General features: G+C 39.5%; 14 protein-coding genes. 11 read left to right on the top strand and 3 right to left on the bottom strand.

Annotation, left to right across the window (positions count from 1 at the left end; all coding sequences use genetic code 11):
* Positions 1 to 31 precede the first annotated feature (31 nt).
* The 5 genes from NMG86_RS20645 to NMG86_RS20665 all read left to right on the top strand — a co-directional run bounded on the left by NMG86_RS20645 (position 32) and on the right by NMG86_RS20665 (position 5,102).
* Positions 32 to 772, top strand: a complete 741-nt coding sequence (locus tag NMG86_RS20645) for a Uma2 family endonuclease (protein ID WP_026796397.1) — start codon at positions 32 to 34, stop codon at positions 770 to 772.
* Positions 773 to 918: 146 nt separating this feature from the next.
* Positions 919 to 1,236 (top strand): DUF6825 family protein, encoded by a 318-nt coding sequence (locus NMG86_RS20650; protein ID WP_026785322.1) that lies wholly within the window; start codon positions 919 to 921, stop codon positions 1,234 to 1,236.
* Positions 1,237 to 1,292: 56 nt separating this feature from the next.
* Positions 1,293 to 3,056: an ABC1 kinase family protein gene (locus NMG86_RS20655; protein WP_026796398.1), complete on the top strand. Its 1,764-nt coding sequence runs from the start codon at positions 1,293 to 1,295 to the stop codon at positions 3,054 to 3,056.
* 118 nt (positions 3,057 to 3,174) lie between these two features.
* Complete coding sequence (locus NMG86_RS20660; RefSeq protein WP_026796399.1) at positions 3,175 to 3,900, top strand: PP2C family protein-serine/threonine phosphatase; 726 nt, start codon at positions 3,175 to 3,177, stop codon at positions 3,898 to 3,900.
* A gap of 17 nt (positions 3,901 to 3,917) precedes the next feature.
* Positions 3,918 to 5,102: an anhydro-N-acetylmuramic acid kinase gene (locus NMG86_RS20665; RefSeq protein WP_043939051.1), complete on the top strand. Its 1,185-nt coding sequence runs from the start codon at positions 3,918 to 3,920 to the stop codon at positions 5,100 to 5,102.
* Here the strand turns inward: NMG86_RS20665 and NMG86_RS20670 are convergent.
* A complete protein-coding gene (locus NMG86_RS20670; protein WP_499075460.1) occupies positions 5,076 to 6,326 on the bottom strand; it encodes an RNA-guided endonuclease InsQ/TnpB family protein in 1,251 nt (416 codons plus the stop codon). The two genes, NMG86_RS20665 and NMG86_RS20670, sit on opposite strands and share 27 nt — an antisense overlap.
* A 186-nt stretch (positions 6,327 to 6,512) precedes the next feature.
* Between NMG86_RS20670 and NMG86_RS20675 the strand changes: the two genes are divergently transcribed.
* Complete coding sequence (locus NMG86_RS20675) at positions 6,513 to 6,965, top strand: hypothetical protein (protein WP_026785318.1); 453 nt, start codon at positions 6,513 to 6,515, stop codon at positions 6,963 to 6,965.
* Between the two features lie 149 nt (positions 6,966 to 7,114).
* Here the strand turns inward: NMG86_RS20675 and NMG86_RS20680 are convergent, their stop codons facing one another.
* Positions 7,115 to 7,312 carry an NblA/ycf18 family protein gene (locus tag NMG86_RS20680; RefSeq protein WP_026785317.1) on the bottom strand — a complete coding sequence of 66 codons (198 nt, stop codon included), beginning with the start codon at positions 7,310 to 7,312 and terminating at the stop codon, positions 7,115 to 7,117.
* 559 nt (positions 7,313 to 7,871) lie between these two features.
* Between NMG86_RS20680 and NMG86_RS20685 the strand changes: the two genes are divergently transcribed.
* Positions 7,872 to 8,219 carry an NINE protein gene (locus NMG86_RS20685; RefSeq protein WP_026796400.1) on the top strand — a complete coding sequence of 116 codons (348 nt, stop codon included), beginning with the start codon at positions 7,872 to 7,874 and terminating at the stop codon, positions 8,217 to 8,219.
* Positions 8,220 to 8,243: 24 nt separating this feature from the next.
* Positions 8,244 to 8,945 (top strand): helix-hairpin-helix domain-containing protein, encoded by a 702-nt coding sequence (locus tag NMG86_RS20690; RefSeq protein WP_026796401.1) that lies wholly within the window; start codon positions 8,244 to 8,246, stop codon positions 8,943 to 8,945.
* Here NMG86_RS20690 and NMG86_RS20695 read toward each other — a convergent pair whose 3' ends face one another.
* A complete protein-coding gene (locus tag NMG86_RS20695) occupies positions 8,946 to 10,475 on the bottom strand; it encodes a carboxypeptidase M32 (RefSeq protein ID WP_026796402.1) in 1,530 nt (509 codons plus the stop codon).
* Between the two features lie 262 nt (positions 10,476 to 10,737).
* Here NMG86_RS20695 and NMG86_RS20700 point away from each other — a divergent pair, with 262 nt between their 5' ends.
* Genes NMG86_RS20700 through NMG86_RS20710 form a run of 3 tightly spaced genes read left to right on the top strand, consistent with a single transcriptional unit; the run spans position 10,738 to position 14,855 of the window.
* Complete coding sequence (locus NMG86_RS20700; protein ID WP_043939049.1) at positions 10,738 to 11,433, top strand: hypothetical protein; 696 nt, start codon at positions 10,738 to 10,740, stop codon at positions 11,431 to 11,433.
* Between the two features lie 45 nt (positions 11,434 to 11,478).
* Positions 11,479 to 13,347, top strand: coding sequence for a hypothetical protein (locus NMG86_RS20705; RefSeq protein WP_026796404.1), 1,869 nt, complete (start codon positions 11,479 to 11,481; stop codon positions 13,345 to 13,347).
* A gap of 14 nt (positions 13,348 to 13,361) precedes the next feature.
* On the top strand, positions 13,362 to 14,855 hold the full coding sequence (locus tag NMG86_RS20710; RefSeq protein WP_043939048.1) for a DUF1802 family protein: 1,494 nt from the start codon (positions 13,362 to 13,364) through the stop codon (positions 14,853 to 14,855).
* Positions 14,856 to 14,920 lie beyond the last annotated feature (65 nt).

Raw genomic sequence — 14,920 nt, forward strand, 5'->3', positions numbered from 1 at the left:
GTTAAAATTATTAACAACGGAGGTAAATACAATGGCACTCACGGCCCAACAAATCGCAGATTTAATGCCGGATACGAGTCAATTAGAAAGTGATGAACCGGAAATGGAAAGTTCTTTACATTATTTACAATTAGCCTTGTTAGCTTCTTGTTTAGATTGGCTCTGGCGAGATCGAGAGGATTATTTTATTGGAGCCAATTTAACTATTTATTATAGTCAACAACAACTCAAAAATCGAGAGTTTAGAGGCCCAGACTTTTTTGTTGCTAAAAATACGGCAAAACGTCCTCGTCGCTCTTGGGTTGTCTGGCAAGAAGATGGTAAATATCCCGATATAATTATAGAATTACTCTCGGATTCTACAGCAAAAATTGATCGAGGAGAAAAGAAAAATCTGTATCAAAATCGGTTTAGAACCCCGGAATATTTCTGGTTTTCTCCCGAAGATTTAGAGTTAGCTGGATTTCGCTTAAGTGGTGAGGAGTATGAACCCATTTTACTGAATGAATCGGGGTTATTATGGAGTCATGTATTAGGATTATATTTGGGAATTTATCACAATCAATTGCGTTATTTTAGTGCAGCCGGGGAATTAATTGCCACCCCACAAGAAGCCGCACTTCAATCTCAAATCTTAGCTGAAACCGAACGTCAACGGGCTGAAACCGAACACCAACGGGCTGAAACCGAACGTCAACGGGCTGAAACCGAACACCAACGGGCTGAACGTTTAGCAGAAAGACTCCGAGCATTAGGAATTAATCCCGACTAATGTAGTAGAGACGTTGCATGAAAAGTCTAATTTAGTAGAGACATTGTATACAACCTCTCTACAGAGGTGTTTTTACCCAAATAAAACCCTTAAGATGAGGAAGGCAGGTTATAATTTGTTACCGAAGTTAGCAAAACTTAAGTTTTATGAGTAAACCCGCCGTGAATTCGTTTTTTGTAGGCCGTGCCTTAGCTGAAGGACTATACGAACAACTGGGAAATAGTCTGACCAACGCTTTGAGTGAACTCGGAAAATTTGAGGCCGAACAGAAAGAGCATCTACGCTCATTTACCCAACAGGTGATGGAACGCGCCACCCAAGAAGTGGCAACCGTTGTTGGCGATAGTAACTTTCCCGCATCTAACAGTGAACCCGTAGACTTACAGGCCACTATTGACGAACTGCGGGCCGAAGTTGCGGAATTACGCTCCGAACTGCAACAGTACCGTAATCGTACCGTTTAAACTCTTTTGTAGTCAAAATACGCGCTTATTGGGTTAACTTCATTGTGGAAACGGTTGTGTCAGTTCCTGTTGATCATTCAGTTCGGGGTTCTGGTTCAGAACAACGAATAAATCCGCCTTTAGTCACTCCTCCCGGCAAAAATTATGGCGGAAAAGCCTACCGTTGGAACCGCAAAAATTATTCCCGTCAACGACGTTTTATTGACATTTGGACGTTTGTTCTGACGTGGTTAACTTGGTTGTGGGTCGATGGTAAAAAATGGAGTTACTGGGGCGGTTTTACCGAAGATAAAAAAAATGCTCGTCGTCGAGCGCAAGCAATTTGGGTAAGGGAAACATTTTTAGATTTAGGGCCAACTTTTATTAAAGTCGGACAATTGTTTTCCACCCGGGCTGATTTATTCCCCGTTGAATATGTAGAAGAACTTTCCAAACTCCAAGATAAAGTTCCAGCTTTTAGCTATGAACAAAGTGAAGAAATTATTCAAGAAGATCTGGGTAAAACCGTTCAAAATTTATTCCAGAATTTTGACCCAATTCCCTTAGCTGCCGCCAGTTTGGGCCAAGTTCATAGAGCCCAACTCCATTCGGGTGCAGACGTGGTGGTTAAGGTTCAGCGCCCCGGACTAAAAAAATTATTTGAAATTGATTTAGCGATTTTGCGAGGCATTGCTCGTTATTTCCAAAATCATCCTCGGTGGGGAAAAGGTCGAGATTGGGTGGGAATTTATGACGAATGTTGTCGGATTTTATGGTTAGAAATAGACTACCTGAATGAAGGTCGAAATGCCGATACATTTAGGCGTAATTTCCGCAGTTTTAATTGGGTGAAAGTGCCGAGGGTTTCTTGGCAATATACCTCCCCCCGAGTTCTGACTTTAGAGTATCTTCCGGGGATTAAAATTAGTAATTATGAAGCCTTAGAAGCATCGGGACTCGATCGCAAAGAACTCGCAGAAATGGGGGCAAAAGCCTATTTAGAACAACTCCTTAACCATGGCTTTTTCCATGCCGATCCCCACCCAGGTAATATTGCGGTGAGTCCTGGGGGAGAATTGATTTTCTATGATTTTGGCATGATGGGACAAATTACCTCCAATCTGCGGGAAAAACTCATGGAAACCCTATTTGGAATTACTCAAAAAGATGGTGATCGGGTGGTTAAATCCTTAATTGCCATGGGAGCGATCGCCCCCACCGGAGATATGGGGCCAGTGCGTCGGTCGGTTCAGTATATGCTGGACAACTTTATGGATCAACCCTTTGAAAATCAATCCATTGCCTCCATTAGTGATGATTTGTACGAAATTGCTTATGACCAACCGTTTCGTTTTCCCGCAACCTTTACCTTTGTGATGCGGGCATTTTCCACTTTAGAAGGAGTCGGAAAAGGACTCGACCCCGAATTTAACTTTATGGAGGTGGCACAGCCTTTTGCCATGCAGCTTATGTCTAATGGAAATCTTCCCAATACTGCCAATAGTATTTTTAATGAATTCAGTCGCCAAGCGGTTCAAGTCGGTTCCTCGGCCTTCGGTTTACCAGGACGCATTGAAGATACCCTGGAAAAACTTGAACAAGGAGATCTGCGAATGCGGGTTCGTCTAGCGGAAACCGACCGGGCATTAAGACGGATGAGTAACGTGCAAATGGGGACGAATTACACCGTCTTGATCGCTGCCTTGACTCTATCGGCGACACTGTTATTCATTAGTGATAAAGTGGGATTAGCTCTGTTTGTAGTATTCTTAGCTGTTGCTCTGGGGATTGCTTTCTTAAGGCTGTTACGCCGGATTGATCGCTTGGATCGGATGATGTAAATGTCTCCTGTACTCGTCATCTGTCTTGTAAAGCTTTGCAGTGATCCCCAGGGGTGGATATAAGAAAATTTGATAACCCAATCCGCTTGGGAGCTAGAGGTCAATCTTTAACTTGTTTATGAAACGTTATTTTGCTGGAATGACGGATACGGGCAATGTTCGTAACGTCAACCAAGATGCTTACTATATTGATCCTGATGGCCGTTTTTTTATTGTCGCCGATGGCATGGGTGGACACGCAGGCGGCCAGGAAGCCAGTCTGATTGCTACTAAAACCATTAAAGAACATATTCTTGAGCATTGGGATAGTTCTGAAGCATCCCAAACTATCCTCAAAAATGCCTTTGTCGCCGCCAATAAAGCACTTTTAGAGGATCAGCAACAACATCCTGAACGCTCAGACATGGGAACAACGGCGGTTGTGGCTTTATTCCGAGATCCCGATAGTCCTTGGTTTGCGAATGTGGGGGATTCCCGTTTATATCGTTTACGGGGACATCAATTAGAACAAATTACAGAAGATCAGACTTGGGTAGCTCAAGCGGTTAAGTCCTCCCGTCTCAAGCAAGATGAGGCTCGCACCCATCCTTGGCGTCATGTTTTATCCCAGTGTTTGGGACGCGAAGATCTCTCGGAAATTGAGATTGATCAGATGGATGTCCAGTCGGGAGATCGCCTATTGTTATGTAGTGATGGCTTGACCGAAGAACTCTCGGACGGGGTGATTGCTTCCAACCTGAAATCAATTCGAGCTTGCGATACCGCAGCTACGGCTTTAATTAAAGCGGCTAAAGATCGGGAGGGCAAGGATAATATTACGGTGATTGTGGTCGCGATTGATTAAATACCATAGTTAATCCCATGCGTGTGATTGGTTTGATTAGTGGAACTTCAGTGGATGGGATTGACGGGGCCCTGGTGGAGATTTCGGGTTCCCCAGGGGATTGGCATTTAGAATTGCTGGCGGGGACAACCCTCCCCTATCCGGTGGACTTGCGATCGCAAATTTTGGACGTATGTGCTGGAAAGTCTCTATCCATGCCCGAACTGGCTGAATTAGATGATGCGATCGCCACGGTTTTTGCCGATGCTGCCTTAAGTTTACAACAGTCCTCTGAACCTGCGGAACTGATTGGCTCCCACGGTCAAACTGTATTTCATCGTCCCCCCCAAAATCATCAACTGGGTTACAGTCTGCAACTCGGACGGGGAGAGCTAATCGCCCAGTTAACGGGTTTAACCACCGTCAGTAATTTTCGGGTCGCAGATATCGCCGCCGGAGGTCACGGCGCCCCCCTAGTTCCAATTCTCGATACCTATTTCCTCCGCCATCCCAACTATGATCGCTGCATTCAAAATTTGGGGGGTATTGGCAATGTCACCTATGTCCCGAAAACCGATAACCAGATTTTAGGCTGGGACACCGGGCCGGGAAATGCCTTAATAGATTTGGCCGTAGAGTATTTTTCTGAGGGCGCTCAAACTTATGACCGGGATGGGGCCTGGGCCGCAACGGGAACCCCCTGTATAGCCCTAGTCGAACAATGGTTAGAGCAGGATTTTTTTCAACAACCGCCCCCGAAATCGACGGGACGGGAATTATTTGGGGTGGACTATTGGCAACGTTGTTTAAGGGAAGCTGAACCCTATAATTTAAGTCCGGCGGATATTTTAGCTACCTTAACGGAATTAACCGTCGTTTCAATTCATCACAGTTATTGTCAATTTTTACCGGAATTACCCGATCAGATTTTATTATGTGGGGGAGGTAGCCATAACCACTATTTACAACAGCGTTTACAAACTTTATTCGCCCCAATTCCAGTTTTTTCCACTTCTGAACTAGGCTTAAATGCTGATTTTAAAGAAGCGATCGCTTTTGCGGTTTTAGCCTATTGGCGACTATTAGAAATTCCTGGGAATTTACCTTCGGTAACGGGCGCGGTTTCAGAGGTTTTATTGGGAGAAATTCACCCGGTCTTTACTCCTAATGTGATACGATCCCAATCATTGACACTCTCAGGTCTGAAGACACTGAGATTCTAACTTCAACCTGGACACTTGCTCGACCAGACTTTCATCAAGAGGAGTAGAGGTTTCCAGTCCATTAGCGTTACTTTGGGGATGCCCTCCCCTAGCTTGTTTACCAAGATTGAGAATATTAATTGCAGCATTTGTATCTCTATGCAACTCACATCCACAATTACAAACATGGGTGCGAGTTGATAGAGATTTTTTCACTATTACCCCACAATTAGAACATTTTTGTGAAGTGTAATGGGGTGCAACCGGAATTGTTAACTTATCAAATTTAGCCGCAAAATATTCTATCCATTTTCTCAATAAATACCAGCTAACATCACTAATTGATTTAGCTAAACAATGGTTTTTAACTAGATTTTTAACAATTAAATCTTCATAGACCACTAAGTCGTTAGACTTGCATACGTTACGCGCAATTCTCTTTGCGTGTTCATTCCGTTGTCTACTTACTTTTAAGTGTTTTTTACTGTAAACTTTCCTAGCTTTCCGTCTCCCCGATGAACCTTTAACTTTCTTATAGATTTGTTTCTGAGATTGCTTAATTGATTGTTCAGCTTTTCTCAAAAACTTAGGATTAACTTCTTGATATCCATTGGAGTCTGTGTAAAACGACTCAATACCAACATCAAGACCAATTTCTTTTCTAGTTTTAGGTTGAATATCGGTGACATTAATATTCAGACAAAATTGTGCGTAATATCCATCGGCACGACGGATTAAACGTACCCGCTTAATGTCTTTAACATTGTAGGTGTGGATATCCCATTTACCCAATAATTTGAGTTTACCCCCCCCAAACCCCCCCGTGCACGGGGGGGCTAGGGGGGGGCCGTTTTTATCGGTTAAGGTAATTTGTCTTTTGGTTGGGTGTAGTTTCCATCCCGATGTTTTATATTCAACGGAACGGCAATCTTTTTGGAATTTGGGATATCCTTTTTTGCCGGAAATGTTTTTCTTACAATTGTCGTAAAAACGACTAATGGCAGACCATCCTCGCTCGGCGGCGGATTGGACTGCCATTGAATTTAGGTCAGCAACAAAGGGGAATTGCTTTCTGAGAGTTGTAGAATATTTATTTAAGGCAAATCTATCAATCTTTAATTCTCTTGAATTATCCATCCAATATCTAATTGCTTTATTGCGAATGAATTGGGTGGTGCGAATTGCTTCATCAATCGCTTTATATTGATTGGGTTTGCCTTTACACTTGTATTCCAGAACTATCATAAAAATCTCCTGTTTTCGACCTAATACTATGTTAACATAAATCATGAGAATATTCACGGGGAATAAATTCCCCTGGGTCGCTTTTCATCTCAGGGCTAAAGCCACTGAGTTTTCAATCTCCCAGACTTATGTTATAACTTAAATCGACAAAATTTTTTCAATCTTGGTGCAAATAAAGGTGGCACTGTGGCTCACACATTTTTGATGGAATCTGGTCAATGGTTATTAGAAGGAAATTGGATCGACCGAGGCGAAATACCAATTGCCCTTCGCGGAAAAACAGTGGTTGCTTGGCATCAAAGCGACTGGTTCAGTATGGTGACAAAATTAGTTTTCCCCAATAGCGATCGCGAAGATATTATTTTACAGTATCGGGGAAGATTAGATGGTAATGAAAGAGAATATACCTTTGTTTTACAACATAGTCAACTCGGAAAAATTGAAGGCGAAGGTTTAATTAGCCCCGAATCAATTGTCCAACGTTATCGAGTTTTAGGAGATGAACGTCAACGTCGGAATGGTTTTGAAACCCTGAGAAAAGTTGACTCTAATCACTACTATTATTGTAGTGGAATCATGGCGGGCCATTCCCTAAATTTAATCAGTGTGGTGGAAGCGACCCTAGAACGTAAATCATAAAATAAATAGGAGTTCAGGGTTGATCTTGAATATCAATTTAACCCCAAGTGAGTTAACCTCAGCAGTTTGATGCCCGATTATCTTAACTTGTTTCCGAGGGATGGAAACAAGTTAAAGATAGAGGTCGCCGACTGCAATAGTTTCAAGGTCTACTCCTGGGCAAAATTGGGTTCGAGTCCCCAATGGTGTTTGAGAAAATGTTGATACATATTTTCTCTGACCATCATGTGTTCATAGAGATTAATCAAAAAATCCTGAGCCTGTTCTGGACTCATTTGACCGACTTGCATCTTGAAGGAGGTGAGGCTGAATTGTTGCTCAAGAGATAATTCTGCGGGTTGGTTCATGGGTGACTCCTTACGGGTTCTCCAGTATTATTAACAAGTGTAACAAGTATTTGACAAATTGTCCACTACCCTCTAGGAAGATATGTGTTGTTATGAAGATAGCAAATATTTTTAGAGATGGTGTAGCACAGGATACGAGTTTTCACAACAACGGCTAGAAATGCCAAGACTCAATGATTGCGGAATCCTTTAATATAGATGTGTTAAAGTAATATAGAGGATTTGAAAATCTTATAGATTTTTTATATTTGACTCATAAGGATGTGTAATTCAATATGACTCTTTCTAAGACTAATCAACCCAAGCCATTGTGGAGTCGATTCCGTTTCCTGTCCTACGGTGTGCTGGGTCTTCTAATTTTCTATTTCAATTCGACTTGGGATTCTAATATTTTTGTGAAAGGATATTTAACACTCATAGAAGTACAAACTTCTATAGTTTTGTTATACTTTATGATAGCTAGGCTTTCCAAAAGCCCAACTCGTAAAATCGATCTCTAATTCCTACTGATTTGACTTTGATTAGTCTTTTGAATATTTTAAATTCAGGAGAATACCTCATGAAAAATAAATTTTTAGCCGCTTTACTCGCTTTCTTTTTAGGTGCAGTTGGAATTCATAAGTTTTATTTAGGGGAAAATTTTGGCGGAATTCTCTATTTTTTATTTTCCTGGACTTTTATTCCTGCTATTCTCGCCTTCTTTGATTTTATGAGTTTATTATTAATGTCTGATCAAACCTTTGATGCTAGATTTAATCCGGGTTTAAATACCGCAGTTTTAAGGGGGAGTCATTCTCGAGAGGATGTTACGATCGCCATTTCTCAACTGAAAAAACTCTATGATCAAGATGCGATTACTGCCGAAGAATATGAAGAAAAACGTCGCAAATTATTAAATGAATTGTAAATATTAATAGGAGTGACATTCAAAGTGTCTAATCTATCCCAATGGTTTCAGAAAACCCCGCAGTGGTTATACTGGTCTTTATTTCCCGTATTAGGAGGATTAGCCATTGTCTATGCGGGAAGTAAAACTAAAACTCAATCCTGGGTTTACATCGGTTTAGGGTTTGTAGCGACGGCTTTTATCTTATCAAATAGTTCGTTAAGTGGAATCATTTGGATTGCTCAAATTGCCACGGCGATCGCCCTAAAAAAAGAATTTCTAGCTAAAACCTATCCTAATTCTTTAACCAAATCCAATGAATCCAACCTGATTAAATTAATTGCTAAACATCGAGATAAAATTGATATTAATAATTGTTCCAAACATGAATTAGTTCACGGCTTAGATTTACCGATTGTGTATGCCAATGAAATTGAAGAAATGAAACGAGAGGGCTATAACTTTACCAGTTTAGAAGAACTTTCTGAATTAATTGGAATTCCTGAAGCCACTTTAAACCGGATTGAGCCTTTGGTTTCATTTGGTTTTGATATGAACAAAGAGATTCATCATTCCTGGCGACGGTTAAATGTCTTATCCATAGATGAATTAGTTAGTTTAGGACTCCATATCAATGCGGCTAAAATCGTTGTTTTAGAACGTAAAAAGCGTGGGAGTTATAAATCTTTTCTGGATTTTAAAAAACGGACAGAACTCCCCTTACATTTATATCGACATCTTTTATAATTAAAATTTACAATTGTAGAGATATTCATATTTATTATGCAGATAATTAATAAATGGATCAATTTTCAGGGGAGAACCTGTCACCTGTTCCATTAATTCTGATGTGGTAAATTTTCGACCATGTTGATAAATATTTTGTTGCAACCATTCTAATAGCCGCTTCACACTTCCCCGTTCAATTTCAAAGGGAATTTCAGGATCAAAACTAATGATAGTATGATAAATTTGAGCCGCCATTAAATTCCCTAACGTATAACTTTGAAACATTCCCCCAATTAGTCCAATATACCAATGCACATCCTGTAATACGCCCTCCAAATCGGTTGTAGCAATAACACCTAAATCATTTCTATACCGTTCATTCCAAGCTTCAGGTAAATCAGAAATAGTTAATTTTCCCTCCAACATTGCTAACTCTAAATCAAACCGAATCATAATATGTAAATTATAGGTAACTTCATCGGCATCGGTACGAATTAAAGAAGGAGTAACTTTATTAATTGCTTGATAAAACTGATTAGTTGTAACTTGTCCTAACTGCCGCATAAACACCCCCTGTAACCGGGGATAAAACCATTCCCAAAACCCGCGACTGCGACCGATGACATTTTCCCATAAACGAGCTTGACTTTCGTGCAAACCAGAGGAAGCACCCCCCGCTAAGGGAGTACCTTCTAACTCCAGTGCAATTCCCTGTTCATAGAGGGCATGACCCGCCTCATGAATGGTACTAAATAAGGCTTGTTCCAGATGGTGTTCATAAACACGGGTAGTAATTCTAACATCATCAATCGAGAATTTCGTCATAAACGGATGCAAGGTTTTGTCTTGACGTCCTCGATTTAAGTCGTACCCCAAAGATCGAATTACCCCAAGACTAAACTTAATCTGCTCTTTAGGAGAGAAATCTTGATGTAAACAAGAGTTGTTTAACGGAACACAACTACTAATATCTTCTACGATCGCAACTAATTGTTCACGCAGAGGTTCAAATAGCGATCGCACCTTTGCCACCGTCATCCCCTGATCCTGTTGATCAATTAAGGGATCGGCTATGTGTTCATACCCTGGAAAACACAAGGCATATTCCTGACTCAATTCTAAAGTGGTTTTTAAATAAGGTTGAACAATAGCAAAATTTTGGGCTTCCCGTGCTTTAGCCCAGGCATCATAGCAGGCAGATTGATGCTGGGATATCTGTGCCATCAGCTTTGAAGGAACCCGTACCGCTCGCTGATAATCTCGACAGGTGACACGAATTAAACTGGCTTCTAGGGAGGGATAGAGACGGTTAGCTTCCTCCGTCCGTAAGTCTTCTAAGAGTTCTCCCAAAACCGGATCGGTGAATTTTTCATGGGCGAGGCGGCGTAATGTGGCCATTTGTCGGCCTCTGGCCTGAGCACCCCCAGGCGGCATATAGGTGGCTTGATCCCAATACAACAGGGAAATTGCCGATTTAATATCGTTAATCTCCGTGAGGCGATTAAGTAGTTCTGTGTATTTGGGATTTGGAGAGGAAGAAACGGACATGAGGAAACCGATAAATCGGATGGTCTAATTTAATAACAGCTTAGTCGATGTTGGACAGATATTGATCAATCCACAGAATTAAGTTAAGAAAAATGTCCCGTCAAGGTCAAAAGCCTGGAAATCCATCAACCTTGGTATCAAGATTTTACAAACTCTACGAGAATATACGGATTTGTACTCATTAAAATGAACATTTTTACTTTTAATTAATCCCCATTTGATGTAAAATTTGATCGGTTTATTCAATCCTGTCATCAATAATATGTCATCCACACCTTCTATAGATGCTTCTAGTTCTATTTCTTCTGCGACTGAAACCGTTGAAAAAACTCGTTTACTCTTGACATTATGGGCAATGAGTTGTACTGAGGGAACGGTTAAAAAAAGTGAATTGACGAGTAAAGTTAAGCAAAAACGCAAGGGGAAAAATGTTGGTGTTTCTCAAAGTCTTTACGACGAACTGCAAGCGGCGGATGTCATCAAAATTTATAAGCAAAATCAAACGCCTATGGTATCACTCACCGATACCGGAAAACAAATATTAATTGATTCGTTAATAAATCCTGACTTTGTTTTTGATGCAACGGTTGTGGCGGCTCGGTTAGCCAATGGGTTAATTGCGTTAATTCGAGAACTGCATCAAGGAGGAATTCCTCTAACATCTGTTAAACAAGTTACCATCGCTTCTTATGAGGAGTTTAAAGCGATCGCCCTTCAAGTGTATGATCAATTAAATAAAGATTATAACTATGATAACTTAGTCCCGATTTATCGCATTCGTCGGACTATCGGTGATCAGGTTAGTCGTTCACAGTTCAGTGAATGGATGTTAGAAATGCAAGCTAACGATATTTTTCAATTGATTGGAGGTAGTGTAGAAGATAGCGCGTCAGATAAAATTGAAGATTCTATTAGCACAGAACTGGTTGGCTTACGTTGTTATGCTAAACGGTTATAAAATTTCTAATTTGTTCATTATTCACCCCTTATTTTTGGTTAAATTATGACTGCTTCTGAGTTTAGTAAGATTGACGATCTGATTCAGCAATATAACCCGTTTGCTGGACATACAGTAGTTAGAAATTCTCAAGTTTGGAATAAAAGTTTACCCGATGCACCCTCGATTAATGCTCATGTTTCTGATACAGTTTTTGATGTTATTAATAAAATCAATCAAAACTCTATGCAAACTGTAGGGATTACAGTTGTTGGTGAACGAGGATTAGGCAAAACTCAAGTGATTAGTCGCATTCGCCATCATTTTAAACCAACCGATCAAGTTTTGTTTATCTATATGGGAGACTATGGCGAAAAACTATCTAAAATCAAAAGTAAATTTCTGGAGAACCTAACTTCAAGTTTAAGAGCCTATGGTCAATATGAAGGAATCATGCAATGGCAAGAAATAGCTGCTCATTTAATTAATGAAGCTAAAGGATGGAACTATACCGCAGAACAATATATTCAAAGATTTCCTGAGTGGTTAAATAAATATTCAACTAAGGCTGTTGATCATTTTACAGACTTAATTTTTCCCAAACAAAATCAAATCATTGAAAATCCATATATAGTCAGAGCTATTTTATGGACACTTTCTCGTCCCCACGCCATGTATGCAACTTATTGGTTATCGGGAATGGAGTTAGCAGAAAGACAAGCTCAAGATATGGGATTACCAAACTTCAAAACTGGAGAAAAAGAAGTAGAATCTTTTAAGACAACTTGCCAAATTCTGAATTTAGTTAGTGAATATAAAATACCAGTTATCTGTTTTGATGAACTTGATGCACCTTTGTTTGATGAGTTAACGGGTTTTTCCTTACCCCAAATCATTGCTAGTTTCGCTAAAGATTTATTCAATAACATTAAGCGGGGTTTATTTGTTCTGGCAATGTATGAACCTACTTGGTTACAGGATGTTAAATCTTTGCAACAAGCAGAAGCAGTTATCCATAGAATTGCCAATTATCCTCAATTGGGAAAACCGATTTATTTAAACTATTTAAAGCCAGATGATATCATCGCATTAGTATCTCAATGGTTAAAGGAATTTTACGCCCAGCATCAAGTTGTTCCTCCTCATCCTTTATATCCATTTACGGAAGCTCAACTCATAGAATTAGGGAAGCAAAGACCAATGACTAGAGATGTTTTAAGTTGGTGTGCTTCCCATTGGAAAAAAGACAAAATTGATTCTCCAGCTAACCTAGTTAAACCTGCTTTTGAAAATGAACTCGCAGAAATTGAACAGAAAATTACTGACCTTTTAGAAGACAGTGATAAACTGGCTGAAACCCTTGCTTTTAGCTTTGAACAGATCATCGGAAAAACGATTGAAAATGTCAAAGTTGAAAGTATTCAAAGATTTAAACAAAACGCCTGTTATCTTCATTTCAAAATCAATGGAATAGAAAACGGTCAACCTGTTAAAATTGGATTAGCTGTGATTCAACAATCAGGAGGAGCTATAGTCCAAGCTATTCTTAAACAACTGGGAGATTACAAAAAATTTGATTTAACGCGAGGGTGTTTAGTTCGGTCTAAAAAAATTGGTTCTAATGCCAGATCAGCGCAAAAATATCTTAAAGAACTGCAAGACGAAAAAGGTGGGGAATGGGTTCGCTTACCAAAAGAAGATATTAAACCTTTATTAGCCATATACGCAGTTTACAAAAATCAAGAAAGTTATGGGGTAAAACCAGAACAAATTTTTGACTTTATCGAAAAATCAGAATTAGTCCTTAAAAATCCGATCATTTGTGAAATTCTGAGTGACCCTTCCGGCCAAGCACCCGATGGTCTAATTGATGAAGATATCCCCATTATTATTCCTCAATCTACCTCTAGTTCAGATAGTGACTTAATCCTATAAATTCTTTGATTCAGATGACTACAATTTCAACAGCTTTGTGTCTACCTGCACCTGATATTGAAGCCTTAAACCAAGGTCGAAATATATTGTTAATGCCTCGGCGATTTATGCGCCTAGGGGAACAATTTGCCCTATATCCAACAAATATAGAATTTAATTCCTTACCCTTAGAACAATATTATCGTCCGGGTTTTATTCCAATTGCTAAACAGAGTATTGCAGAACTCAATCAGGATAAAGTTAAAATTAAAGTTTGGGCAAAATGTGAACTTTGCCAAACATTGGATCAACCAGAGGAGTTTGAAACCTTATCAAAATTAACCGTTTGGACAGCAGCAGCCTTACACAAAACCCTAGAACAACGGGGTCATATTTTTCTGGCTTATTTTCGCGTTTATCGACTTCCCCAACCCCTAGAAATTGATCCAGTTTCTAATAGTCGGTTTATTTCCCTTCCCCATTCCATAATGGTTGATGAAAGTCAGGCAATTTTAGACGATAATAACTTTGAAAGACAATATCGAAAAATACTAAATCGTCAACCGCCTGAACATCCTGAATTAGAAGAATTAGAAAATGCGATCGCCCAATACCCCAATGATAATCTATCCCAAAAAGAACAAATTGGTTTACAACAATTAAAAGCAAATATTCATTATTTCTTGGGTTGGAAAACTGCATCTAGTTTAAATTCAAACCAGGTAGACTTAAATTGGATTAACACAATTACAACATTAGGAAACCGGAGTAAAGAACAAGATGAAGGAAAAACTAACTATCAAGCGGGAACCGATTTTGAGAATATTGTTAAACAAAGCTTAGAATTTTTAGGTTTTACTATAGACTATGCTCATAAAGGAGGTGCAGGTGGATTAGACTTATTTTGTTCACAACCCTATCCCTTAGTAGGAGAATGTAAAGCTGGGAGAAAAATCCCTAATCCTACAGTCGTTCAACTCTTGAATTTAGGAACACTGCGTTTAAAGGATGAAAAACTGTTCAAAGACGCCATTAAATTAATTATAGGCCCTAGTGAACCTACTCAACAAATGAACGAGGCAGCAAAAGTACATAAGATGACAATTATTAATCCTGAAACATTAGAAAAGCTCGTTAAACTCCAAGCTCAATATCCCGGTTCAGTTGACTTAATTGAACTCAAAAAGTATTTTAAAAAAAAGAAAGAGGATCAAGAGGAATGGGGTCAAATGGATGATAAAATAGATGAATATATTGAAACTGTAATTAAAGACTTAAAATTGCGATCGCATATTATTCAAGTGGTTAAAAACTATCTAAATAACGCTCAAATGACAGAAGCAACAGTTTCAGGAATTCATGGACTTTATTGTTCTAATCCCCCTCAACCCTTATCACCAAAGCAACTCCATGAAATTCTGATCGAACTATCTTCCCCTCTAGCCGGGTATTTAGGACGAAACAGAGCAGATGATTGGCGCAATGATAGCTTTTATTATCTAAGAGAACTCATAGTAGACCAAAGCTAGGGTTTTGATTACAATTTGTAAAGCAGGTTGACATCAAAACCCATTCGCTTGACTATGAACTACCC

This window comes from Planktothrix rubescens CCAP 1459/22 (genome assembly GCA_904830895.1).
Classification (GTDB): Bacteria; Cyanobacteriota; Cyanobacteriia; order Cyanobacteriales; family Microcoleaceae; genus Planktothrix; species Planktothrix agardhii.

Coding starts and splice junctions, on each gene's coding strand:
- NMG86_RS20705 (WP_026796404.1), top strand. CDS start 11,479: ATGACTGCTTCTGAGTTTAGTAAGATTGACGATCTGATTCAGCAATAT.
- NMG86_RS20710 (WP_043939048.1), top strand. CDS start 13,362: ATGACTACAATTTCAACAGCTTTGTGTCTACCTGCACCTGATATTGAA.
- NMG86_RS20680 (WP_026785317.1), bottom strand. CDS start 7,312: ATGAACCAACCCGCAGAATTATCTCTTGAGCAACAATTCAGCCTCACC.
- NMG86_RS20695 (WP_026796402.1), bottom strand. CDS start 10,475: ATGTCCGTTTCTTCCTCTCCAAATCCCAAATACACAGAACTACTTAAT.
- NMG86_RS20685 (WP_026796400.1), top strand. CDS start 7,872: ATGAAAAATAAATTTTTAGCCGCTTTACTCGCTTTCTTTTTAGGTGCA.
- NMG86_RS20645 (WP_026796397.1), top strand. CDS start 32: ATGGCACTCACGGCCCAACAAATCGCAGATTTAATGCCGGATACGAGT.
- NMG86_RS20670 (WP_499075460.1), bottom strand. CDS start 6,326: ATGATAGTTCTGGAATACAAGTGTAAAGGCAAACCCAATCAATATAAA.
- NMG86_RS20650 (WP_026785322.1), top strand. CDS start 919: ATGAGTAAACCCGCCGTGAATTCGTTTTTTGTAGGCCGTGCCTTAGCT.
- NMG86_RS20665 (WP_043939051.1), top strand. CDS start 3,918: ATGCGTGTGATTGGTTTGATTAGTGGAACTTCAGTGGATGGGATTGAC.
- NMG86_RS20700 (WP_043939049.1), top strand. CDS start 10,738: ATGTCATCCACACCTTCTATAGATGCTTCTAGTTCTATTTCTTCTGCG.
- NMG86_RS20660 (WP_026796399.1), top strand. CDS start 3,175: ATGAAACGTTATTTTGCTGGAATGACGGATACGGGCAATGTTCGTAAC.